Genomic DNA, 24,498 nt, shown 5'->3' on the forward strand with positions numbered 1-24,498 from the left:
GGAGATTACTCTCCGCCGCGCACCTTCTGGACGATCTCCTCGGCAACAGCCTTCGGGACCTCCGCATAGCTGGAGAAAGTCATCGTGTACACCGCACGGCCCTGGGTCTTCGACCGCAGATCACCGATGTAACCGAACATCTCCGAGAGCGGGACCACAGCCTTGACGACCTTCACACCGGAAGCATCGTCCATCGACTGAATCTGTCCACGCCGGGAATTCAGGTCGCCGATGACGTCACCCATGTATTCCTCAGGGGTACGCACCTCGACGTCCATGACCGGTTCGAGCAGAACCGGGTTCGCCCGCTGGACGGCCTCCTTGAAGACCATCGAACCGGCGATCTTGAATGCCATCTCCGAAGAGTCGACATCATGGTAGGCGCCGTCGACCAGAGTGGCCTTGACACCGACCATCGGGTAACCGGCAAGGGCACCGAGCTGCATGGCGTCCTGGATGCCGGCATCGACGCTCGGAATGTACTCGCGCGGAACGCGTCCGCCCGTGATGGCATTCTCGAACTCGTAAATCGTATCGCCTTCGACCTCGAGAGGCTCGAAGGTGACCTGGACCTTCGCGAACTGTCCCGATCCACCCGTCTGCTTCTTGTGGGTGTAGTCGTACTTGTCGACAGTGCGACGGATGGTCTCACGGTAAGCGACCTGCGGCTTGCCGACGTTCGCCTCGACCTTGAACTCGCGACGCATGCGGTCGACGAGGATGTCGAGGTGGAGCTCGCCCATTCCGCGGATGACGGTCTGGCCGGTCTCCTCGTCAAGTTCGACCTGGTACGTCGGGTCTTCCTTGACGAACTTCTGGATAGCCGTGGACAGCTTCTCCTGGTCGCTCTTCGTCTTCGGCTCGATGGCAACGGAGATCACAGGCTCCGGGAAGGTCATCGATTCGAGAGCGATCGGGTTCGCGGGGTCGCTGAGGGTATCGCCAGTCGTGGTCTCCTTGAGACCGATGAAGGCGTAGATGTGGCCGGCGAATGCCTCTTCGACAGGGTTCTCCTTGTTGGAGTGCATCTGGAAGAGCTTGCCGACGCGTTCCTTCTTGCCCGAGGTCGTGTTGAGCACCTGTTCACCGGACTTCACATGACCGGAGTACACACGCACGTAGGTCAGCGATCCGAAGAACGGGTGAGAGGCGACCTTGAAGGCCAGAGCCGAGAACGGCTCGTCCGTCGAAGGCTTGCGGGTCAGTTCCTCTTCGTCGTTGCTCGGGCTGTGTCCGATCATCGGAGGCACATCGAGCGGCGAGGGGAGGTAGTCGATGACCGCGTTGAGCATGGGCTGCACACCCTTGTTCTTGTACGCAGAACCGCACATGACCGGGAAGGCCTCGGACTTGATGACGAGCTCACGGATACCGGCCTTGACGTCGGCGGTCGTGAGCTCTTCGCCTTCGAGGTACTTCTCCATGAGCTCTTCCGAGCTCTCGGCGACGTCCTCGACGAGCTGCGCACGGTACTGAACAGCCTTCTCCTTGAGATCATCGGGGATCTCGATCTCGGTCATGTCCTGGCCCATCTTGGATTCGTCGGGCCAGGTGTAGGCCTTCATCTCAAGCAGGTCGACGACACCGGCGAATTCGCTTTCGGCACCGATCGGCAGCTGGATGACCAGCGGCTTCGCGCCGAGGCGCTCCTTGATGGTGTCGACGGTGAAGTAGAAGTCGGCACCGAGCTTGTCCATCTTGTTGACGAAGCACACGCGCGGAACGTCGTACTTGTCGGCCTGACGCCACACGGTCTCGGACTGGGGCTCAACGCCCTCCTTGCCGTCGAACACAGCAACGGCACCATCGAGGACGCGCAGGGAGCGCTCGACCTCGACCGTGAAGTCGACGTGGCCGGGGGTGTCGATGATGTTGATCTGGTTGTCGTGCCAGTAGCAGGTCGTCGCGGCGGACGTGATCGTGATGCCGCGCTCCTTCTCCTGGTCCATCCAGTCCATGGTGCCGGCGCCGTCGTGGGTCTCGCCCATCTTGTAGTTGACGCCGGTGTAGAAGAGGATGCGTTCGGTCGTCGTTGTCTTACCGGCATCGATGTGGGCCATGATGCCGATATTACGGACCTTGTTCAGGTCGCTGAGCACGTCAAGTGCCACGGTGTCTCTCTCTCAATCGATGATTTGCTCGACTCCCCCGGACTGCCGGTCGGCAGAACTCGCGCACGAGTTCCGCCGGCCAGAGGCCAGGGCAGGCGATTACCAGCGGTAGTGGGCGAAGGCCTTGTTGGACTCGGCCATCTTGTGAGTGTCCTCGCGGCGCTTGACTGCTGCACCGAGGCCGTTGCCGGCATCGAGGATCTCATTCATGAGTCGTTCGGTCATGGTCTTCTCACGACGCTGGCGGGAGTATCCCACGAGCCACCGCAGAGCCAGGGTGGTCGAACGAGCCGGACGAACATCAATCGGCACCTGGTAGGTCGCACCGCCGACACGGCGGGAGCGGACTTCGAGGGACGGACGGATGTTGTCGAGAGCCTTCTTCAGGTTGACAACGGGATCGTTGCCGTTCTTCTCACGAGTGCCTTCGAGGGCACCGTAGACGATCCGCTCGGCGGTCGAGCGCTTGCCGTCGAGCAGGATCTTGTTGATCAGCTGCGTGACGAGCGGTGAGCTGAAGACCGGGTCAACGACGATCGGTCGCTTGGGTGCAGGACCTTTACGTGGCATTACTTCTTCTCCCTCTTCGCACCGTACTTGCTGCGGGCCTGCTGGCGACCCTTGACGCCCTGGGTGTCGAGCGAACCGCGGACGATCCGGTAGCGAACACCGGGCAGATCCTTGACGCGGCCACCACGCACGAGCACAATCGAGTGCTCCTGCAGGTTGTGTCCCTCGCCCGGGATGTAGGCGGTCACCTCGATCTGGCTCGAAAGCTTGACACGAGCGACCTTGCGAAGAGCCGAGTTCGGCTTCTTGGGGGTAGTGGTGTACACGCGGGTGCACACTCCGCGACGCTGCGGGCTGCCCTTGAGGGCAGGAGCGTCCGATCCTGCTGTATTGACATGCCGTCCCTTGCGGACGAGCTGTTGGATTGTCGGCACTAAGCGTTCTCCATTTGCTTCTCGATAGACCTAATTCCCAATTTCGGCCACGACCGCAGTCGCCTCTATGAACCGTGGGACATATCCGACCGGACACCGGGTGAAGCTTGGCTCCCGATGCCAGTAACCACGCGAGTCATCGACCCCTGCGCCCGGGTGTGTCGCAAGGACACGGAAGCGCAGAGACGACTTCTCGGCGGCCTGCAGCGACGACTTCTCTCAGAGGTTCCGGGCCTCACAGAACACCCGGCAGGATCAATCGACGACGCAGTTAACACAATCAGTCGCCTACCAGAATATCTCTCTCGAGCACGTCTGGTCAAAATGGCAATCAACGATCCTACCTCGCCCCGCTGCTGAAATCACGTGGACGCCCCATCACCTGAAATCACGGGCCGGAAACACTCTGCTCAACCGTACGCGAACCAACCTCACGGATCAGCCCCGCTTCAATGCGATCGGGTCGGCCGCCTCGGCGAGGGTCCGCGAACCTTTCCTTGACTGATTCAAAAGAACCAGGCATTCTGGTGCTGTGAACGGGACGAAGTATGAACACGACGAAGACGCTGCCGCGGCTCTGCGGCAGACGTCGCTGCGCGTGACGAAACAGCGGATCGCAGTCCTCGACGCCGTGCGGGACCACCCGCATGCGGATACCGAAACCGTCATCCGCTCCGTCCGCGAGTCGCTGCCGGCGGTCTCCCACCAGGCCGTCTATGACTCGCTGCACACACTCACCGAGGTAGGGCTCGTCCGCTGCATCCAGCCTTCGGGCTCCGTGGCTCGGTACGAGCGTCGGATCGGGGACAATCATCACCATCTGGTGTGCCGATCGTGCAATCTCATCGTCGATGTCGACTGCACGATCGGGCAAGCCCCGTGCCTGACTCCGTCCCACGATGCCGGCTTCGTCATCGAACAGGCCGAAGTGACGTTCTGGGGCCTGTGCCCCGACTGTGCTCATGTCGGTGTACAGGCGGCCGGCGACAGCCAGCCATCGGTCGTGTGATTCCCGACTGCCGTTCAACACCATCCGTCTTCTCGCGAGGACATGACTATGCCCTTTTAGCGAGGGTGGCCCATCCCGTCATCCGAGTCGTCGACAGCGGCTCGACTGTGAAAGGAACACAATGACCAACCCGACCACCGGCGGCTGCCCAGTCGGCCACACCACCACGGAGCCGGCGACGGCGCCGGATTCCGGCCAGCTGGTCAACCCCGTCCAGGGCGATGCCAATGCTCAGTGGTGGCCCAATCGCCTCAACCTCAAGATCCTCGCCAAGGGCCAGCCGGCTCGCGACCCCATGGATCTGGATTTCGACTACGAAGCGGAGTTCAACAGCCTCGACTACTTCGCGCTCAAGGCCGATATCGAAGCGCTGCAGAAGGAGAACCAGGAGTGGTGGTCTGCTGACTTCGGCAACTACGGCCCCTTCATGATCCGTATGGCCTGGCACTCGGCCGGCACCTACCGCGTCCAGGACGGACGCGGCGGAGGCGGAGAGGGCCAGCAGCGCTTCGCTCCCCTGAACTCGTGGCCCGACAACGTCCTGCTGGACAAGGCCCGTCGCCTCCTGTGGCCGGTGAAGAAGAGGTACGGCAAGAAGATCTCCTGGGCCGACCTGTTCATCCTGGCCGGCAATGTCGCCCTCGAGCAGATGGGATTCGAACCCTTCGGCTTCGCCGGCGGTCGCACCGACGTGTGGGAGCCCGACAACGACGTGTACTGGGGGTCGGAGAACGAGTGGCTGGGCACCGACAAGCGCTATGTCGGCAACGGTGAGCTGCAGAAGCCGCTGGCTGCGACCACCATGGGCCTCATCTACGTCAACCCCGAAGGCCCCGAGGGCGAGCCCGATCCGCTGAAGTCGGCGGTCGAGATCCGCGAGACTTTCGGCCGGATGGCGATGAACGATGAGGAGACCGTCGCTCTCATCGCCGGCGGCCACACCTTCGGAAAGACCCACGGTGCGGCTCCCGAGTCCCACAAGGCGGCCGACCCCGAGGCAGCTCCCCTCGAAGAGCAGGGCCTGGGCTGGCGCAGCGACTTCGGGTCCGGTCAGGGCAACGACACCGTCGGAAGCGGCATCGAGGTCACCTGGACCTACCATCCCACGCGCTGGGACAACGAGTTCTTCCACATCCTCTTCGCCTACGAGTGGGAGGTCTTCGAGAACGAGGGCGGTCACCTCCAGTGGCGCCCCATCGACGGCGGCGGCGACGACATGGTGCCGATGGCCCAGGGCACGGGACGTCGGGAGCCCCGCATGCTCACGACCGACCTGGCGTTGCGTTTCGACCCGATCTACGGAGAGATCTCGCGCCGCTTCAAGGATGACCAGAAGGCATTCGAGGACGCCTTTGCTCGCGCTTGGTTCAAGCTCACCCACCGCGACATGGGACCGGCCACTCGCTATCTCGGGCCCGAGGCTCCCACCGAAGAACTCATCTGGCAGGACCCTGTTCCCGCGGGCACTGCGCTCGACGAAGCCGGGCTCGCCGCCGTCAAGGCTGCAGTCGCCGATTCGGGTCTGACGGTGTCCCAGCTGGTCTCGACCGCCTGGGCAGCCGCCTCATCGCACCGTGTCTCGGATATGCGCGGCGGCATCAACGGCGGACGTCTCCGCCTCGAACCGCAGCGCAGCTGGGACGCCAATGAACCGGCCAAGTTGGCGCAGGTGCTGCCCGTCCTCGAAGGCATCGCCGAGTCGACCGGCGCTTCGTTCGCTGATGTGCTGGCCATCGCCGGTGCCGTCGGAGTCGAAACCGCAGCGAAGGCGGCCGGACATGAGGTCACCGTGCCGGTGTCCACCGGACGTGGGGATGCCACCCAGGAGCAGACGGATGTCCATTCCTTCGGATTCCTCGAGCCGACCCACGACGGCTTCCGCAACTATCTCACCGAGGGCCTTCCGCTCAAGGCCGAGTACCTGCTGCTGGACAAGGCCAGCCTGCTCGGGCTGACCCCGCCGGAGCTGACCGTGCTCATCGGCGGGCTGCGCGTCCTCGGCGTCAACTACGGAGACTCCGAGCTCGGTGTCTTCACCGATCGTCCGGGAGAGCTGACGAACGACTTCTTCGTCAACCTCCTCGAGCTCGGCAACGCGTGGAAGCCGGTCGGCGACTCCGAGACTGCCGAAGAATACGAATGCTTCTCGCCCGCAGGTGAGAAGCTGTGGACCGGCAGCCGCGTCGACCTGCTCTTCGGCGCGAACTCCGAACTGCGTGCCATCGCCGAGGTCTACGGCTCCGATGATGCCGCGGCCAAGTTCGTTGCCGACTTCGTCAAGGTCTGGACCAAACTGGTCGAAGCCGATCGCTACGATCTCCAGCGCTGAACCGCGTGATGAGCTCTGAGATCTGAAGAGTTCTCAGGCTGACAGCACGATGCCCCCACCGGTTTCGGTGGGGGCATCGTCGTGTCCGGAATGCGGTAGGCACTGCGACGGTTTCGCATCACCGCGGTGCTGTCGCCGGCAATGAGGTCACGGACGACGATGGCCCAGGCAGGCCCGTCCGAACCGGCACGGCAGGGATGCGAGCGGGGTCTCACTCGTCCCGATTGAGGACGGCGAATCCGGAGAAGATCTGCTCGAAGTGCATGACGGCGGCGTTGTCGATCGTCGTGTCATCGGTGCTCGCCGAGGCGCTGTCTTCGCTCGAGTTCGTACCACCAGCGGAGCTTCCGTCCGAGCTGGAGCCGTTCTGATTGCCCGGCATGCCGTTGGATCGGCCACCGGACATATCGCCGCCGTCCGACTGCCCGCCAGGCATTCCGCCGCCCTCCTGGCTGCCCATTCCTCCCGGCCCGTTCTGGCCACCCGGACCCTGACTCGTACCTGAATCGTTCGACGCATCGGCCGCTGATGCTCCGATCGCTCCCCCAGCGAGTCCACCGACGACGAACAGTGCCGAACCGGCGAGCACTGTGGGAACCAGCGGGACGCGACGCTTCTGCTTTCGCGGCATTGCGGTGCTTCCGAACTGCGTGACCTGGTTGAGGTTCTCGTTGGGGTTCTAGTTTTCGGTCATGGGATCTCCTCTGATTATCGATGACTCCACTCTCAGACCCCGCGCTGTAGCCCTTCCCAGCGGTACCTGTGGTCAACCTGTGCGATTCTGCTCAGACGGCGGGCAGTCGGAGTTCGAAGGTCGTGCCCGCGTCCGTGCTCGACATCGCGATGCTGCCGTGCATGAGGTCGACGAGGCCGGATGCGATCGCCAGCCCCAGGCCCGAGGAACCTCCCTTGACTCCGTCCTGCCGCGCCCGCGAGGCGTCCCCGCGGACGAAGCGGTCGAAGACCCTGTCGCGGATATCAGGCGGAATGCCCTGCCCGTCGTCGCTGATGCGGATCGCCACGATATCGCTGGGCAGCTGCCCCGAGACCGGCTTGCGCGTCACCTGCGCCTCGACGTGCGCCCTGGTGCCCGGGGGCGTGTGCACGCAGGCATTCGTGAGCACGATCGACACGACCCGGCGCACCTGGTCGACCTCGCCGCGCACTTCGAGAGCCTCCGGAGGGACATCAAGTGAGATCGAGTGATCGGGATTGACCACATGGGCGTCCTCGACGAGCTCGACGAGCAGAGAGGAGACGTCAACGGTGTCCTCACTCGTCGGCTGGCGGCCGGCTTCGAGTCGTGCGAGGAGGAGGAGGTCATCGACCAGGGAGGACATCCGCATCGCTCCGGAATCGATCTTGCCCAAGGAGGTGGTCACCTCGGCGGGCAGATCGTCGCGGTACGGGCGGGTGAGGTCGGCCCAGCCGCGGATCGTCGCGATCGGGGTGCGCAGCTCATGGGAGGCATCGGCGTCGAAGCGGCGCATCTGCTCCGTGCCCCGATAACGCTCCTCGAGGGCGGAGCCGACATGGTCGAGCATCCTGTTGACCGAGGCGCCTACGTCGCCGACCTCCGTGCCTGGCTCTGCGAGTTCGGCGGGGACCCGGAGCGCGAGCTCGGGTTCGCCGGCGCTGAGCTCGAGATCGGTGACTTCCCTCGCGGTGCGGGCGACCTCACGCAGGTCACGCAGCTGACGGTGGATGATCACGGCCATGAGCGCGGCCGTGGCGATGACGCCGATGATGACCACAGACGCGGTGGTCCAGGCGGTGCGTTCGAGGGCACCGTCGACGCTGCCCTGTGGAACGCCATACACGGTGGTGGTTCCGCCGTCGTCGAAAGCGACGACACGGTAGGCACCGAACCCGGGCACTCGCACGGACTCGTGGGCGGACGCATCGCCGCCGGACTCACCCCCGCCGTGTTCGACGTCGAGCAGTGCGTCGATCGCCGCCGGGGACAGGGCCCGCGGGCGGGTCAGCCCCGCCTCGGCGATGAGTCCTTCTCCCCCATCGCCGGAGTCGACGGCGACGAGGGCACCGTCGCCGACCCCCGGCTGGAAGAGGTAGCGCAGAGCCGAATCGACCGCCGCCGACGGTTCGTCACCCCCACCCGAGGTTCCCGGGTTCCCGGTCGACACGGGGCCCGCGCCGGGTCCGTCGCCCGAACGCGCATGCGACGTCATCGACGTCAGCCGTGCATCGAGGTCGGACATCAGCGAGCTGCGTACGCTCAGCCAAGAGGCGGTTCCGATCCCGGCCCCGACGAGGAGGAGGACGAGGCCGGCGAGGACGATGAGCCTCGTCTGCAGTCGCCACCGGCGCAGTGTCACTGCTGCGCTCGCAGGATGTATCCGGCTCCGCGCTTGGTGTGGAAGAGGTTCGGCAGGTCCGGGAATGGAGTGTCGATCTTCTTCCGCAGGTAGGAGACGTAGAGTTCGACGATGTTGCCGTTGCCGCCGAAGTCGTAGTCCCACACTCGGTCGAGGATCTGGGATTCCGACAGCACCGCTCGCGGGTTGCGCATGAACAGCAGCAGCACCTCGTATTCGCGGGCGGTGAGTTCGATCGGCTGTCCGGCGCGGTTGACCTCGTGAGAGCGTTCGTCGAGTTCGAGATCGCCCACGCGCAGAACATCGTCTTCGTCGACCGGACCGGCCGATGCCCCACGGCGCAGACGCACCTCGATGCGGGCGATGACCTCATCGAGGTTGAACGGCTTCGTCACATAGTCGTCCCCGCCCAGCCGCAGGCCCGTCAGCCGGTCGTCGACCTCGTCGCGGGCAGAGAGGAAGACCACCGGAGTGTCGATTCCCTCCCTGCGGATCTTCTCGATCACGGCGAACCCGTCGAGGTCGGGCAGCATGACGTCGAGGACGATCACGTCGAAGCGCTGACTCCTGGCCAGCGCGACGGCATCACGGCCCGTGCCGACCCCTTCGGCCTCCCACCCTCTGACGTGACAGGCCATGACGAGGAGTTCGGAGAGGTTCGCCTCGTCGTCGACGATGAGGATGCGCGCCGGCGGATTCGCTGTCGGGTTCATAGGTCGATTATCCTCTCATCCGGCGCTGAGATCGTAGAGCGAAACGGAGTCGACGGTGGTCGCCTCGCAGTTCGCCTCGACCCAGGCTGCGATCTGAGACGACGACGAGTCCGAGTCTGCACCGCCGGGGCCCTGTCCGCTGGAGCCCGATCCGATGTAGTAGTGGATCTTGCCGTCAGCCACGAGCTGTTTGAACTGTGCGAGGCTCGGCGAAGGATCGGTGCCGTTGAACCCTCCGATCGCCATGACGGGCTCGTCAAGGCCCAGTTGGTATCCGGCAGCCTGGTTCGCCCCGGTCGTCGCGGCCACCCACGTGTAGTCCGAGGCGTCCTGTCCGAGCAGCTCTGTGAGCTCGTCGGAGGGTTCGGAGCCGTTGAGCAGACCGCCTATTCCGCCTCCGCCGCCTGGCATTCCTCCGCCGCCGGGCCCACTGCCCATGCCCGAGCTCGTGCCGGCGATCGTGACGATCGATCCCTGCGTCGTGCCGGCGATTGTGCGCACGGCCAGCTGAGCTGGAATCGCGGCGCTGCCGAGGACGGCCAGCGCAATGAGCACCGAGGCGAGCGCCGTTCCGAGCCTGCGGTGTGCGGTGATGATGAGAACCAGTGCACCGAGGATCGCCACGATGAGCACAGCCCAGCACAGGACACCCGGGATTCCGGTCATCTGTGAGCTGAGGACGAACTGCCACGCCCCGGTCAGGGCCCACGCGACCGCCAGCAGCAGTCGCGGGAGGGATCCGGGCCGATCGAGCAGGACCGCGCAGCCGAGACCGATGACGGCCGCGATGGCAGGAACGAGCGCAACCGTGTAGTACTCGTGCACGATCCCATTCATGTTCGACAGCACGAGCCAGGTGATGACGAGCCACGCACTCCACATGAACAGTCCCGCACCGAAATTGCCCGCACCGGATGAGTCAGCCGTATCGGAGGCCCCGGATGCGGGCACCGCACGGTCACCGCCCGTGACGGTGGGGACACGGCGACGGCGGGCCACCTCGGCGAGGATGAGAAGAACGATCGTGACGACGAGGAGGAACAGGTCGGTGGGCAGGAACCACGACACCTGCTGGCCGAAGCTGCCGGTGAACAGCCGGGTGATGCCCGTTTCGCCCCATCCTCCGCCGCCTCCCCCACCGACGGACCCGGTCTCGTTGCCGGTGAGACGTCCGAAGCCGTTATAGCCGAAGGTGAGCTCGAGGAACGAGTTCGACTGGGAGCCGCCGACGTAGGGCCTGGAGCCTGCAGGGGTGAGTTCGACGAGGGCGATCCACCAGCCGGCGCTGACGATCATCGCTCCGACCGGCACGAGCAGCCACAGCAGGCGGCGCGGCCAGGAGGTGCGGGCGAAGAACATCCAGGCCAGGGCGAGGCCGGGGACGATGAGCAGGACCTGGAACGCCTTGGTCAGGAACCCGAGGCCGAGGCAGACTCCGGCAAGGACGAGCCAACCGGCGATATGGCGGTGCGGCTGGTTTTCGGTCAGGTCGCGCAGTGCATGCTGCGTCGCGACGACCGCGCCGATCATCAGGACCACGAGCAGGGCATCCGGGTTGTTGAACCGGAACATCAGTGCCACCACCGGGGAGACGGCGAAGATTCCACCGGCCCCCAGCGCCGCAGCCTTCTCAATGCCCGGTCCGACGCGAGAACGCAGGCTCAGCCGTACCGAATGGACGATGAGCAGCACGCTCACTCCGGCCAGCAAGACCTGGGGCAGAAGCATCGAGAACGACGAGAACCCGAAGACGCGGGCGCTCAGAGCCATCAGCCACAGGGCGGCCGGCGGTTTGTCGACGGTGATCGCATTCGCCGAGTCGAGGGAGCCGAAGAGGAAGGCCTCCCAGTTCTCCGCGCCGGCCTGCACGGCCGCCGCATAGAAGGAGTTCGCCCAGCCGTTGGCACTGAGGTCGGCGAGGAAGGCGGCGATCGTGCCGAGGGTGAGGGTGGTCAGCACCGCCGGGTACCAACTGCGGCGGAGTCTGCCGGTGTGGGATCCGTCCGGACTCGTTGACTTGCGGCTTTCAGTCATGGCCGGGTCCTGCCTTCGGGAGGTGGTCGGTGCTGCGTCCGGATTCGGACGTCGTCGTCTGCCTGTCAGCATTCGACGCGCCCAGACGTGTTCCCCGGGCGAAGACCCAGGTGCGCATGAGCACGAAGCGGACCACAGTGGCGGCGAGGTTCGCGAGCGTCAGCACCCCGAGCGTGCCGACGCTCGCCCACGGACCGGTGAACCCGTCGGCGACGGCCAGCCCCGCCGAGGTGAAGGCCAGGCACAGACCGAAGGCCGCCAAGCCTTTGAGCTGGGAGGTCAGTCGGTGGTGCGGGGCTCGCACCCCGAAGGTGTGGCTGCGATTGAGCGCCGTATTGGCCACCGTCGACAGGAACAGGGCGATGATGTTCGCCGTGACGGCGGAGACGATCTGGGAGCCGAAGAGGAGAATCATCGCGTAGAGGACGGTGCTGATGATTCCGACGTCGATGAAGTGGAGGATCTGAGCACCTGTGTTCGGTGCCGGAGGTTCGGCCGAGACGTGGGCACGGTCGTCCTTGCGCAGCCTGACAATGCCTTTGATGTCCTTCCACGCCGTGCTGATGACGTCGACGGAGGAATCCGGATCGTCCGTCCAATCCGTGCCGAACTCGTGGATGCGGTATCCGGCCCATTCTGCGCGGGTGAGCAGCTCCGTGTCGAAGAACCATTCGGTGTCTTCGATCTGTGGCAGAAGTTCCTGTGCCGCACGCGCTGACATCGCTTTGAACGCGCATTGGGCGTCGCTGAATCTGACGCCGAGGCTGATCCTGAGCAGGCGGTTGTAGCAGCGGGAGACGATCTCGCGCTTGATGCCTCGCTCGACCGCGAGTCCCGGCCGCAGGCGGGAGGCGATGGCCAAATCGGCCAGCCCGGAGCGGATCACCTCGACCATCGGTTCGAGGACGCGGATGTCCGTGGCGAGGTCGACATCCGTATAGGCGACGATATCCGCAGTCGAGGACTGCCACACCTGGCTCAGTGCACGGCCACGCCCCTTCGCCTCGAGCCGCACGTATTCGACATTCGGATGTTCGGCAGCAAGAGCCGCGGCGATCCTCGGCGTCGAATCGCTGCTCGCATTGTCGGCGATGATGATCGTGACCTCGGTACTGCGACCGGTGCCGGAGGCGAGGAGGGTCTCGATGGAGGAGGCCAGAGTGTCCTCCTCGTCATAGACCGGCACGACGAGGTCGACAGTCGTGGTCGTCCGGAGGGACGTGGAACCTGGGTGCGCCGAGGATCGGTTCCCGGCGCTGCTCTCGTATCTCATGGCGTCCACATTCGCGTCCCCGCATAGGCCCAGCATCGGTCGCACCTGTGGCCCGGCTGTGGACAGCACGACATGACACACCGCCCTGTCCGACCGGCTCACCGGGCCGACCGGTCTGTGCAGGTGAATCCCGCTACACTGGGGGCCATGGCCGATGATGACTCCCCTCCCCCACAGCGCCGGATACGTGCCTCCGACAAGGACCGTGACGAGGTCCTCACCGTGATCACCGAGGCGGTGACGAACGGTCGCCTCGACGCTGAGGAGACCGCTGAGCGCCAGGACACTGCCATCTCTGCGAAGTTCATCGACGAACTGCTGCCTCTCCTCGACGATCTTCCCGAAGGTGCGGCACTCCACCGCAGGTTCGCCCGGCAGGTCGGTCAGGGAAATGGACCGACCGCTCCCGGTACGCAGCTGCAGCGCCGCAGTGCCGCAGAGCTCAGTCCTGCCGCGGATCCGGGGTCGGCCCCGCCGATGAGCTCCGTGGCCATCATGTCCGGACGCCAGATCGATGTCCGGCCCGGGACGGCCGAGGTCACAAGCTATTCCCTCATCGGCGGTGACGATATCGACCTCTGCGATGTCATGGGACCCGAGGTGACGGTTGTGGTCAACGCGTATGCGATGTGGGCCGGCAACAACATCTACGTCCCGCCGGGTGTGAACGTCCGCGACGAGACGATCAACATCATGGCCGGGAACGAGATCCGGCGTTCTGCACAGGGCGACGGTTCCAACGGCACCGTCGTCCTCAAAGGCTTCTCACTCATGGCCGGACATGACGTCCGGCTGGCCAAAGGCTACCGAGCAAAGGATCAGGGTCAACTCGAATGAAGATCGGTGTACTCACATCGGGCGGAGACTGCCCGGGCCTCAACGCTGTCATCCGCGGAATCGTCCGCAAGGGAATCCGCACTCACAAAGCCTCGTTCGTCGGCATCCGCGATGGTTGGCGAGGACTCCTCGAGGATGACCTGTTCGATATGACGATGCTCGATGTGCGTGGCCTCTCCGGTCGCGGCGGCACCATCCTCGGCACCTCCCGCACCCACCCCTATGAGGACGGCGGTCCCGACCGCATGCGCGAAGTCATGGCCGCCCACGGCATCGATTCGCTCATCGCGATCGGCGGCGAAGGCACCCTCGCCGGGGCTTCGCGACTGGTCAACGAGGAGGGTCTGCACATCGTCGGCGTGCCCAAGACCATCGACAACGACCTCGGCAACACCGACTACACCTTCGGATTCGACACCGCTCAGTCCATCGCCACTGAGGCGATCGACCGACTGCGCACCACAGCCGAATCCCACCACCGCTGCATGGTCATCGAGGTCATGGGCCGCAATGTCGGGTGGATCGCTCTGCACGCCGGCATGGCCGCCGGTGCCCATGCGATCCTCATGCCCGAATTCCCTGTCTCCTTCGATCAGATCGCCGAATGGGTGACCTCGGCCAGAGAACGCGGTCGCGCCCCGATCGTCGTCGTTGCCGAAGGGTTCGTCCCCGAAGGCTTCGACTCCCAGGTCGCCGACCACGGCCTCGACAATCAGGGCCGCGTCCGCCTCGGCGGGATCGGGAACTACCTCGCACCCAAGATCGAGGAGATCACCGGAATCGAATCGCGGGCCACCATCCTCGGGCACCTGCAACGAGGCGGCTCCCCCACCGCGTACGACCGTGTGCTGTCGACCCGGCTGGGGATGGCGGCAGCGGATCTCGCGCAGCACGGCCACTGGGGCAAGATGGCCAGCCTCAAAGGCACGGACATCGTCTCCGTCGAGATGTCCTCCGCCGTGCACAGCCTCAAATCGGTGCCGCTGCACCGCTGGGAAGAGGCACAGGTGCTCTTCGGCTAGGGCAGTCCTGCCGAGACAACGGGGGAGCGCCGAGACACCTGTGCAGACACAGTGGTCTCGGCGCTCCCCCGTTGTCTCGGCCTCCGCGGCCATACAGAAGGGGCACCCGCCTTCCGGCGAGTGCCCCTTCTGATTGTCAGCTCTTCAGCCGCTCAGCCTCAGCTGAACGCACCGTAGTCGTAGTCCTCCAGCGGGATGGCGGAGCCGGAATCGGCACCGATGCCCGCGTAGAAGTCGCCGTAGCTGTTCGTGAACATCTCGGCCTTGGCCTCTTCGGTCGGCTCCACCACAAGATTGCGGTGAGTCTGCAGGCCGGTGCCGGCAGGGATGAGCTTACCGAGGATGACGTTCTCCTTGAGTCCCATGAGCGTATCCGACTTGCCTTCCATGGCCGCCTCGGTGAGGACGCGGGTGGTCTCCTGGAAGGACGCGGCCGACAGCCACGATTCGGTGGCCAGCGAAGCCTTCGTGATGCCCATCAGTTCGTCACGAGCCGATGCCGGCTGGCCGCCTTCGGCGACCACCCGACGGTTCTCCGCCTGATAGCGGCCACGGTCGACGAGCTCGCCGGGCAGGAGGTTCGTATCGCCCGACTCGATCACGGTCACGCGACGCAGCATCTGCCGCACGATGACCTCGATGTGCTTGTCGTGGATGCCCACACCCTGCGAACGGTAGACCTTCTGGACTTCCTCGACGAGGAAGCGCTCGGCCTCGCGGCGACCGCGGATCCGCAGCACCTGCTTCGGATCGACCGCACCCACGATGAGCTGTTCGCCGGCATTGACGTGCTGGCCGTCCTCGACCATGAGACGAGCACGCTTGGATACTGCGTGCTCGATCTCTTCGCTGCCGTCATCAGGGGTGATGATGACGAAGCGGGTCTTGCGGCTGTCGTCGATCTTGGCCCGTCCGGTCGCCTCGGCGATGGGGGCGAAGCCCTTCGGTGTGCGAGCTTCGAAGAGCTCGGTCACACGCGGCAGCCCCTGCGTGATATCACCCGAGGATGCGGCAGCACCACCGGTGTGGAACGTACGCATCGTCAGCTGGGTGCCGGGCTCACCGATCGACTGGGCCGCGACAGTGCCGATGGCCTCGCCGATGTCGACGAGCTGACCGGTCGCCATCGAGCGACCGTAGTGCTCGGCGGAGATCTGCGCGTCGGAGTCCGCGGTCAGCACGGAGTGGACCTTGAGCTCCTCGATGCCGTTGGCCACGAGCATGTCCACCACAGCACCGGTGACATCGGACTTGCCCGGCAGGAGCACATTGCCCTCGGCGTCGGTGACATCGGAGACGGTGAGACGACCGTAGACACTGGTCTCGGCGTACTCGTGCGGAACCAGGTTGCCCTCGTGATCGCGTTCGGCGATCGGCAGGGTGATGCCCTTGTTCGACTCGGCTTCTGCCGCACGGATGATGACATCCTGCGAGACGTCGACGAGTCGACGGGTCAGGTAACCGGAGTCAGCGGTACGCAGAGCGGTATCGGCCAGACCCTTACGAGCACCGTGCGAGGCGATGAAGTACTCGAGCACTGCGAGCCCCTCACGGTAGTTCGACACGATCGGACGCGGGATGATCTCACCCTGCGGGTTCGTCACCAGGCCACGCATACCGGCCAGCTGACGCACCTGCATCCAGTTACCGGAGGCACCGGACTCGACCAGACGCATCACCGAGTTCTCCTCGGGGAAGTTCGTGCGCATGATCTGGTCGACCTTCTCGGTCGTCTCGGTCCACAGCTTGACGAGCTCGTTACGACGCTCGTCGTCGGTCAGTGCACCGAGTTCGTACTGCTGCTGGACCTTCGTATCGATGGCTTCGGCATCGTCGATGATCTCGGTCTTCGCCTCGGGTGAGACGACGTCCGACATCGCAATAGTGATGCCGGAGCGGGTGGCCCAGTAGAAGCCGCCGGCCTTGAAGTTGTCCAGCGTGTGTGCGACCTCGACCTTCGGGTACTCCTCGGCCAGGTGGTTGACGATCCGGCTCAGAGCCTTCTTGTCGATCGTCGAGTTCACGAATGAGTAGTCGGCAGGCAGGTACTCGTTGAACTGTGCGCGACCCAGAGTGGTCTGCACGTCCAGCGGATCGCCGGCCTCCCAGCCTTCGGGAAGCTCCATGTCCGCACCGGGGACGACGTTCTCCAGGCGGATGGTGATCGGCGAACCGAGGTCGAGCTCTTCGCGGTCGAAGGCCATGATGGCTTCGCCCATTCCGGAGAACGCGCGTCCGTCGCCGGCCAGTCCCTTGCGCTCGGAGGTGAGGTGGTACAGACCGATGATCATATCCTGCGAAGGCATGGTCACCGGTTTGCCGTCCGAAGGCTTGAGGATGTTGTTGGCCGAGAGCATGAGGATGCGGGCCTCGGCCTGCGCCTCGGGGCTCAGCGGCAGATGCACAGCCATCTGGTCACCGTCGAAGTCAGCGTTGAACGCCGAGCAGACGAGCGGGTGCAGCTGGATGGCCTTACCCTCGATGAGCTGCGGCTCGAACGCCTGGATGCCCAGACGGTGCAGGGTCGGTGCACGGTTGAGCAGAACCGGGTGTTCAGTGATGACCTCTTCGAGGACGTCCCACACCTGCGGGTGCTGACGCTCGACCATGCGCTTGGCCGACTTGATGTTCTGAGCGTGGTTGAGATCGACCAGGCGCTTCATCACGAAGGGCTTGAACAGCTCCAGAGCCATGGTCTTGGGCAGACCGCACTGGTGCAGGTGCAGCTGCGGACCGACGACGATGACCGAACGGCCCGAGTAGTCCACACGCTTACCGAGCAGGTTCTGACGGAACCGTCCCTGCTTGCCCTTGAGCATGTCCGACAGAGACTTGAGCGGGCGGTTGCCCGGTCCGGTCACCGGACGTCCGCGACGTCCGTTGTCGAACAGCGAGTCCACGGCTTCCTGCAGCATCCGCTTCTCGTTGTTGACGATGATCTCGGGGGCGCCGAGGTCGAGCAGACGCTTGAGGCGGTTGTTGCGGTTGATGACGCGACGGTAGAGGTCGTTGAGATCCGAGGTCGCGAAGCGTCCGCCATCGAGCTGCACCATCGGGCGCAGCTCCGGCGGGATCACTGGGACGACGTCGAGGACCATGCCCTCGGGGTTGTTGTCAGTGGTCAGGAACGCGTTGACGACCTTGAGGCGCTTGAGCGCACGGGTCTTACGCTGTCCCTTGCCGGTGGCGATGAGCTCACGCAGCTTCTCAGCTTCGCCTTCGAGGTCGAAGTCGATGAGGCGCTTCTGGATCGCTTCGGCACCCATGGCACCGGTGAAGTACAGGCCGAAGCGGTGGAACATCTCGCGGTACAGGCTCTCGTCACCTTCGAGGTCGTTGACCTTGAGGTTCTTGAACCGGTCCCACACCTGCTCGATACGGTCGACCTCGCGGTCGGCGTTCTTGCGCAGCTTGTCCATTTCCTTCTCGGCGGTATCGCGCAGCTTCTTCTTGGCCTGGGCGGTTCCGCCTTCGGCCTCGAGCGCGGCGAGATCCTCTTCGAGCTTCTTGGCACGACGATCGATGTCGGCGTCACGGCGGGTGCCGATCTGCTGCTTCTCGACGTCGATCTTGTTCTGCAGGCTGGGCAGATCGCGGTGACGGGAATCCTCGTCGATCGAGGTGATCATGTAGGCCGCGAAGTAGATGACCTTCTCGAGGTCCTTCGGAGCCAGGTCCAGCAGGTAGCCCAGGCGTGAGGGCACACCCTTGAAGTACCAGATGTGGGTCACGGGAGCGGCGAGCTCGAGGTGGCCCATCCGCTCACGACGCACCTTGGCACGGGTCACCTCGACGCCGCAGCGTTCGCAGATGATGCCCTTGAAGCGGACTCGCTTGTACTTTCCGCAGGCGCACTCCCAGTCACGGGTGGGTCCGAAGATCTTCTCGCAGAAGAGTCCGTCCTTCTCCGGCTTCAGGGTGCGGTAGTTGATGGTCTCAGGCTTTTTCACCTCACCGTGTGACCAGCCGCGGATGTTCTCCGTGGTGGCAAGACCGATGCGCAGTTCATCAAAGAAATTGACGTCAGGCACGTAAATCCTCTTTCCTGGCGATGAACGAATCGTTCATCAAAAAGTTGTGTCGGTTGAAGTGGAAGTCCTCAGACTTCTTCTACGGTCTGTGCTTCGCGGCGGGAGAGGTCGATGCCGAGTTCCTCGGCGGCACGGTAGACCTCGTCCTCCGACTCGCCCATCTCGACGTGGCCTCCGTCGGAAGACAGGACTTCGACGTTGAGGCACAGGGACTGCATCTCCTTGATGAGGACCTTGAACGACTCCGGGATTCCCGGATCCGGCAGGTTATCACCCTTGACGATGGCTTCGTAGACCTTCACACGGCCTGGGATGTCATCGGACTTGATCGTCAGAAGCTCCTGCAGGGTGTAGGCGGCGCCGTAGGCCTCGAGGGCCCAGACTTCCATCTCACCGAAGCGCTGACCACCGAACTGTGCCTTACCACCGAGCGGCTGCTGGGTGATCATCGAGTACGGTCCGGTCGAACGTGCGTGGATCTTGTCGTCGACGAGGTGGTGGAGCTTGAGCATGTACATGTAACCGACCGAGATCGGGTACGGGAACGGCTCGCCGGAGCGGCCGTCGAACAGCTGAGCCTTGCCCGAGGAATCGATGAGGCGGTCCCCATCGCGGTTCGGGGTCGTCGAATCCAGCAGTCCGCGCAGCTCCTGCTCGTGCGCACCGTCGAAGACCGGGGTGGCCAGGTTGGTGCCGGACTCGGCTTCGCGAGCGGCGTCGGGAAGCTCGGCGGCCCACTCGGGGTTGCCTTCGATCTTCCAGCCCTGCTTCGAGATCCATCCGAGGTGGACTTCGAAGACCTGGCCGATGTTCATGCGGCGGGGAACACCGTGCGGGTTGAGGATGACGTCGACGGGGGTGCCGTCGGCGAGGAACGGCATGTCCTCGACCGGCAGGATCGTGGAGATGACGCCCTTGTTTCCGTGACGGCCGGCCATCTTGTCACCGATGGTGATCTTGCGGCGCTGCGCCACATAGACGCGGACCATCTGGTTGACACCGGGCGAGAGCTCGTCGTCGTCCTCACGGTCGAAGACACGGACGCCGATGACGGTGCCGATCTCGCCGTGGGGAACGCGCAGCGAGGTGTCGCGGACCTCGCGGGACTTCTCACCGAAGATGGCGCGCAGCAGGCGCTCCTCCGGGGTCAGCTCGGTCTCACCCTTCGGGGTGACCTTGCCGACGAGGATGTCGCCGTCGGTGACTTCGGCGCCGATGCGGATGATGCCGCGGTCGTCGAGGTCGGCCAGTGCATCGGGGGAGATGTTCGGAATGTCCCGAGTGATCTCCTCGGCACCGAGCTTGGTGTCGCGAGCGTCGACCTCGTGCTCCTCGATGTGGATTGAGGAGAGCACATCGTCCTGGACGAGGCGCTGGGAGAGGATGATCGCATCCTCGTAGTTGTAGCCTTCCCACGACATGAACGCCACGAGGAGGTTCTTGCCCAGAGCCATCTCGCCGTTCTCGGTGGACGGTCCGTCGGCGAGGACGGCGCCGGCTTCGACGCGGTCGCCTTCGTCGACGAGGATGCGCTGGTTGTACGAGGTGCCGTGGTTCGACCGCTTGAACTTCGCAGCTTTGTGGGTGAGCTGGGTTCCGTCGTCGGCGAGCACCGTGACGAAGTCGGCTGAGACCTCGGTGATGACACCGGACTTCTCAGCGGTGATGACATCTCCTGCGTCGACGGCGGCACGGTATTCCATGCCCGTGCCTACGACCGGGGATTCGGCCATCACCAGCGGCACGGCCTGGCGCTGCATGTTCGCACCCATGAGGGCACGGTTGGCGTCATCGTGCTCGAGGAACGGAATCAGAGCCGAAGCCACAGACACCATCTGACGTGCGGAGACGTCCATGAAGTCGATCTGGTCGTGCTGGACCAGTTCGGCTTCACCGCCGCCGCCCTTCGGACGGGCCAGGACCTCGATCTCGGCGAAACGCTGGTCATCGGTCAGCGGCGCGTTGGCCTGGGCGATGTTGAACTCGAGCTCGTCATCGGCGGTCAGGTACTGCGTCTCATCGGTCACGACCCCGTCGACGACCTTGCGGTAAGGCGTCTCGATGAAGCCGAAGGGGTTGATGCGGGCGTAAGACGCCAGCGAACCGATCAGACCGATGTTCGGACCTTCGGGGGTCTCGATCGGGCACATGCGGCCGTAGTGCGAGGGGTGGACGTCACGGACTTCCATGGCGGCACGGTCACGCGACAGGCCACCCGGTCCCAAGGCGGAGAGACGGCGCTTGTGGGTCAGTCCCGCGAGCGGGTTGTTCTGATCCATGAACTGCGAGAGCTGCGAGGTGCCGAAGAACTCCTTGATCGCAGCCACCACGGGGCGGATGTTGATCAGGGTCTGCGGAGTGATCGCCTCGACGTCCTGAGTTGTCATGCGCTCACGCACGACGCGCTCCATACGGGACAGGCCGGTGCGGATCTGGTTCTCGATGAGCTCACCGACGGCGCGGATGCGGCGGTTGCCGAAGTGATCGATGTCGTCGAGCTTGACGCTGATCTCGACCTCTTCACCGTCGCGGGTGCCCTTGGCGGTGTCCACTCCGGCGTGCAGCGACACGAGGTAGCGGATGGTGGCGACGACGTCCTCGGTGGAGAGCACCGAGTCCGACAGCGGGGCTTCGACGCCGAGTTTGCGGTTGACCTTGTAGCGGCCGACCTTGGCCAGGTCGTAGCGCTTCGGGTTGAAGTAGAGGTTGTTGAGCAGGTTGCGGGCCGCCTCAGCGGTCGCGGGCTCTGCCGGGCGCAGCTTCTTGTAGATGTCGAGCAGCGCTTCGTCCTGTGTGGTGACGGTGTCCTTGGCCATCGTCTCGCGGATCGACTCGAACTCGCCGAACTCTTCGAGGATCTTCGCTTCGGTCCAGCCGAGGGCCTTGAGCAGCACGGTCACGGACTGCTTGCGCTTGCGGTCGAGGCGAACCCCGACCTGGTCGCGCTTGTCGACCTCGAACTCCAGCCAGGCACCGCGGGACGGAATGATCTTCGCGGTGAAGATGTCCTTGTCCGTGGTCTTGTCGACGCTGGACTCGAAGTAGGCACCGGGCGAACGCACGAGCTGGGAGACGACGACACGCTCGGTGCCGTTGACGATGAACGTGCCCTTGTCGGTCATGAGGGGGAAGTCACCCATGAACACGGTCTGGCTCTTGATCTCACCCGTGTTGTTGTTCATGAACTCGGCCGTGACGTACAGCGGCGCCGAGTAGGTCATATCGCGCTCCTTGCACTCATCGATCGAGTACTTGGGAGCTTCGAACCGGTGCTCGCGGAACGACAGCGACATGGATCCGCCGAAGTCTTCGATCGGCGAGATCTCTTCGAAGATGTCTTCGAGTCCCGAGGTGGTTGCGACGGAGTCATCCCCGATCTCGATGGCCTCGGCGACGCGGTCCTGCCACGCCTCCGATCCGATCAGCCAGTCGAAGCTGTCCGTCTGCAGACCGAGCAGATCGGGAACCTCGAGGGGCTCGCGAATCTTCGCGAAGGAAATTCTCTTGGGGGGATTAGCGGTCCTGGTGTTGTCGTTGGCGGCGGCCAATTGGTTCCTTCCGAGTGCTTCACCATCTGATACTTCGTCTGCCCACTCATCTTCGCTTCGTCGACCCGAGGGTGTGTCAGATTTCGACTCTCGGCATCGACGTGGTTCACTTGAGTGGAAATGACGTGCCCACCGCTATATGAAGGCACACCACAGGCAGAACGATGCAAATATCAAGCTTATAGCATCAGGTCAAGTCTGGCAAGGTCGTTTCAGTTCTGCATTCTCAGTCCAGGATCTTCTTCCACAGGCCGACCCATCCCACGGCGTTGAATCCCGCTCTGTCGTTGATCGCGAGCATCCACGAATTCTCCGCCGCGTTCCAGGTATAGACGCGTTCGACCGGCGAGTCGCGGCGCAGGGCGGCATGGTTGGCGATCTTCAGCCTCGCGCCCAATCCGTTGCCTCGATGCTCGCGCCGGACCAAGGTCGCACCCTGGAACGCCACGTGGGGTCGCTCGGCGTAGCTGACCACCTCGGTGAATCCGACTCCCTCCCCGCCGAGGAGGGCCAGCGCAGTGTGAGTCCGCCCGTGCGCGAATTCGCGGTCGCTTTCGAGAGCGCGCACGCGATCGGCGTCCCATGTCTCCTCGTCGTAGAGGTCGGCGGCCCCGGGAACATCGGTCGACATCTTCTGGTGCAGCAGCGCGAGCGCTTCGATGTGTTCATTCGGAGTCGGACCCGTCCAGGTCCGGATGATGTAGCCGTCATCGGCTCCTCCCGCATCCCCCTCGCAGGCTGGAGACTCCCAGCCCTCGGCTGCGTCCGTCGCCTCCCTCCTCTCGGCGCCGCGGATGTGTGCCGCAGAGCACCGCTCGATCTGCTGGAGGCCGTATCCTCGGTGCCCCGCGAAGGCGACCGATCCGTGTTCGGCAGGCAGAACGCCGGTGCCGGCGGCCGCGGCGACCCGGGGTCGGCGCAGGTCGTCGGCTGCCCCCGCGGCGGGGATCTCGCACCACCCGTTCAGGCGCGTCCGGCCGTCTGTCCGCAGCTGCCCCTCCATGGCTGCGAGGATCTCGGTGCCCAGGCCGCGACGCCGCCATGCGGGCAGGACACCGGCATAGACATCCGCGACATCGGTGTTGTCCCGCAGACTCAGGTAGGCGCCCGCCTTCGCGACGAGGTGCCCGTCGATGCGGCCCAGCCAGAGCTCATGGGCGGTGAAGGCGTCGGTGCGCACGAGTTTGCCGCGGACCGAACCAGGCAGCGGGTCGAAGTCGGGGCTGAGTCCGAGGTCGTGATTGATCGCCCGGTCGAAGTCGACGATCTCGGTTAACAACACGTCGACGGTCGGGTCGGCGAGGTCGCCTGAGCATATCCGTGTGATCTCCATGGGTTCATTCCGAGCCATCGACGTCTCTCATCCATTCGCGGCCGACCGCTTCGCGCATCGTCGCGCTGACAGTCGATGCCGGACATTCTAGACTGCGGACATGACACGAGTGAATGTTCTCAGCTTCGATCCTGCCGCGATCAACTGCGGAATCATCGTCGGCACCGATCGCGTCCTGCTCGTCGATGCGGGGCCCGGCCCCGCGGCCGCCGCCCATCTGGTGGAACGGGCAGGCCGCCTCGGCGAGGGTCATCCGCGCGCGATCGATCTGGCGATCACCCATGATCATTGGGATCACTTCTTCGGTGCCGCCGCAGCCGTGTCCGCCGGCGTCACCGCCGTATACGCATCGTCATCATTCGCCGCCGATCAGGAGGCCACGGCCTGGATCGCGCTCGACGGGGTCACCAACGGCGACTTCCCGGATGACTACCGGGCAAGTCTTCCCGACGATCCCGGCGACCTCATCGTCGAGGTCTCCCCCGTCGATCCGTCGCCCAGTGATGTGTGGCACCTCGACCTCGGCGACTGTCCCGTCGAATTCCATGTCCTCGGCGGGCATTCGACCGCCGACCTCGTCGTCCGCCTGCCCTTACTGGGCATCGTCTTCGCCGGTGACCTCGTCGAGGAGGCCGCTCCCCCGCAGGCCGGTGCCGATGCTTCCCTGAGCGAATGGGCTTCGAGCCTGCGCACGCTGCTGTCGTTTCCCGAAGCGAAGACCTTCGTTCCCGGACATGGGGTCCCGGTCGACCGTGAGTTCGTCACCCGTCAGCTCGGCGATATCGAGGGGCTGAGAGTCGATCAGGGCGACGCCGAGGTGGCTCTGCCTGCTCGTTCCATGCCGGGTGAGCATGACCGGGCGATTCCGCGGGAGATCCGTCTGGTCTGAACAGTCGTTGGTCGGAAACGCCGGCGGCGATGTCACAGCCGGCGCAGGGAGGTGACGAAGCAAAGAACCCCCACAGCGGACTGTGGGGG

Annotated in this window: 16 protein-coding genes; 5 read left to right on the forward strand and 11 right to left on the reverse strand. The window is 64.5% G+C overall.

Features of this window, described 5'->3' with window-relative positions:
- Positions 1 to 5: 5 nt before the first annotated feature.
- The 3 genes from fusA to rpsL form a co-directional block, all read right to left on the reverse strand.
- Entirely contained in the window at positions 6 to 2,111 is a 2,106-nt protein-coding gene (gene fusA, locus EB835_RS12985; RefSeq protein WP_135809889.1) for an elongation factor G, read from the reverse strand.
- Positions 2,112 to 2,210: 99 nt separating this feature from the next.
- On the reverse strand, positions 2,211 to 2,681 hold the full coding sequence (rpsG, locus tag EB835_RS12990; protein WP_039206341.1) for a 30S ribosomal protein S7: 471 nt from the start codon (positions 2,679 to 2,681) through the stop codon (positions 2,211 to 2,213).
- Positions 2,681 to 3,055, reverse strand: a complete 375-nt coding sequence (rpsL, locus tag EB835_RS12995) for a 30S ribosomal protein S12 (protein ID WP_025777935.1) — start codon at positions 3,053 to 3,055, stop codon at positions 2,681 to 2,683. The genes rpsG and rpsL overlap by 1 nt, the downstream gene beginning before the upstream one ends.
- Before the next feature lie 532 nt (positions 3,056 to 3,587).
- Between rpsL and EB835_RS13000 the strand changes: the two genes are divergently transcribed.
- On the forward strand, positions 3,588 to 4,064 hold the full coding sequence (locus EB835_RS13000) for a Fur family transcriptional regulator (RefSeq protein WP_135809890.1): 477 nt from the start codon (positions 3,588 to 3,590) through the stop codon (positions 4,062 to 4,064).
- A 121-nt stretch (positions 4,065 to 4,185) separates the two neighbouring features.
- Positions 4,186 to 6,393, forward strand: coding sequence for a catalase/peroxidase HPI (gene katG, locus EB835_RS13005; protein ID WP_135809891.1), 2,208 nt, complete (start codon positions 4,186 to 4,188; stop codon positions 6,391 to 6,393).
- Between the two features lie 211 nt (positions 6,394 to 6,604).
- Here the strand turns inward: katG and EB835_RS13010 are convergent, their stop codons facing one another.
- From EB835_RS13010 to EB835_RS13030, 5 genes are all read right to left on the reverse strand, one after another.
- The gene (locus EB835_RS13010) at positions 6,605 to 7,024 is read right to left on the reverse strand and encodes a hypothetical protein (protein ID WP_135809892.1); all 420 of its coding nucleotides are present in this window, start codon (positions 7,022 to 7,024) and stop codon (positions 6,605 to 6,607) included.
- A 154-nt stretch (positions 7,025 to 7,178) separates the two neighbouring features.
- Positions 7,179 to 8,729 carry a sensor histidine kinase gene (locus EB835_RS13015; RefSeq protein ID WP_135809893.1) on the reverse strand — a complete coding sequence of 517 codons (1,551 nt, stop codon included), beginning with the start codon at positions 8,727 to 8,729 and terminating at the stop codon, positions 7,179 to 7,181.
- A complete protein-coding gene (locus EB835_RS13020; RefSeq protein ID WP_135809894.1) occupies positions 8,726 to 9,442 on the reverse strand; it encodes a response regulator transcription factor in 717 nt (238 codons plus the stop codon). Before EB835_RS13020 ends, EB835_RS13015 begins: the two co-directional genes overlap by 4 nt.
- Positions 9,443 to 9,457: 15 nt before the next feature.
- Entirely contained in the window at positions 9,458 to 11,476 is a 2,019-nt protein-coding gene (locus EB835_RS13025; RefSeq protein WP_168216728.1) for an ArnT family glycosyltransferase, read from the reverse strand.
- Complete coding sequence (locus tag EB835_RS13030) at positions 11,469 to 12,749, reverse strand: glycosyltransferase (protein WP_135809896.1); 1,281 nt, start codon at positions 12,747 to 12,749, stop codon at positions 11,469 to 11,471. Before EB835_RS13030 ends, EB835_RS13025 begins: the two co-directional genes overlap by 8 nt.
- Positions 12,750 to 12,896: 147 nt before the next feature.
- Here EB835_RS13030 and EB835_RS13035 point away from each other — a divergent pair, with 147 nt between their 5' ends.
- Together EB835_RS13035 and EB835_RS13040 are read left to right on the forward strand one after the other, a co-directional pair.
- Positions 12,897 to 13,586, forward strand: a complete 690-nt coding sequence (locus EB835_RS13035; RefSeq protein ID WP_135809897.1) for a DUF1707 SHOCT-like domain-containing protein — start codon at positions 12,897 to 12,899, stop codon at positions 13,584 to 13,586.
- The gene (locus tag EB835_RS13040; protein WP_135809898.1) at positions 13,583 to 14,608 is read left to right on the forward strand and encodes an ATP-dependent 6-phosphofructokinase; all 1,026 of its coding nucleotides are present in this window, start codon (positions 13,583 to 13,585) and stop codon (positions 14,606 to 14,608) included. Before EB835_RS13035 ends, EB835_RS13040 begins: the two co-directional genes overlap by 4 nt.
- Before the next feature lie 158 nt (positions 14,609 to 14,766).
- Here EB835_RS13040 and EB835_RS13045 read toward each other — a convergent pair whose 3' ends face one another.
- From EB835_RS13045 to EB835_RS13055, 3 genes are all read right to left on the reverse strand, one after another.
- Positions 14,767 to 18,639, reverse strand: coding sequence for a DNA-directed RNA polymerase subunit beta' (locus EB835_RS13045; protein ID WP_135809899.1), 3,873 nt, complete (start codon positions 18,637 to 18,639; stop codon positions 14,767 to 14,769).
- Positions 18,640 to 18,707: 68 nt separating this feature from the next.
- Positions 18,708 to 22,187, reverse strand: coding sequence for a DNA-directed RNA polymerase subunit beta (rpoB, locus tag EB835_RS13050; protein WP_135809900.1), 3,480 nt, complete (start codon positions 22,185 to 22,187; stop codon positions 18,708 to 18,710).
- Between the two features lie 226 nt (positions 22,188 to 22,413).
- Complete coding sequence (locus tag EB835_RS13055) at positions 22,414 to 23,538, reverse strand: GNAT family N-acetyltransferase (RefSeq protein ID WP_240688730.1); 1,125 nt, start codon at positions 23,536 to 23,538, stop codon at positions 22,414 to 22,416.
- Between the two features lie 82 nt (positions 23,539 to 23,620).
- Here EB835_RS13055 and EB835_RS13060 point away from each other — a divergent pair, with 82 nt between their 5' ends.
- Entirely contained in the window at positions 23,621 to 24,409 is a 789-nt protein-coding gene (locus EB835_RS13060; RefSeq protein ID WP_135809901.1) for an MBL fold metallo-hydrolase, read from the forward strand.
- Positions 24,410 to 24,498 lie beyond the last annotated feature (89 nt).

The sequence above is a fragment of the Brevibacterium sp. S22 genome (assembly GCF_004745485.1).
Classification (GTDB): domain Bacteria; phylum Actinomycetota; class Actinomycetes; order Actinomycetales; family Brevibacteriaceae; genus Brevibacterium.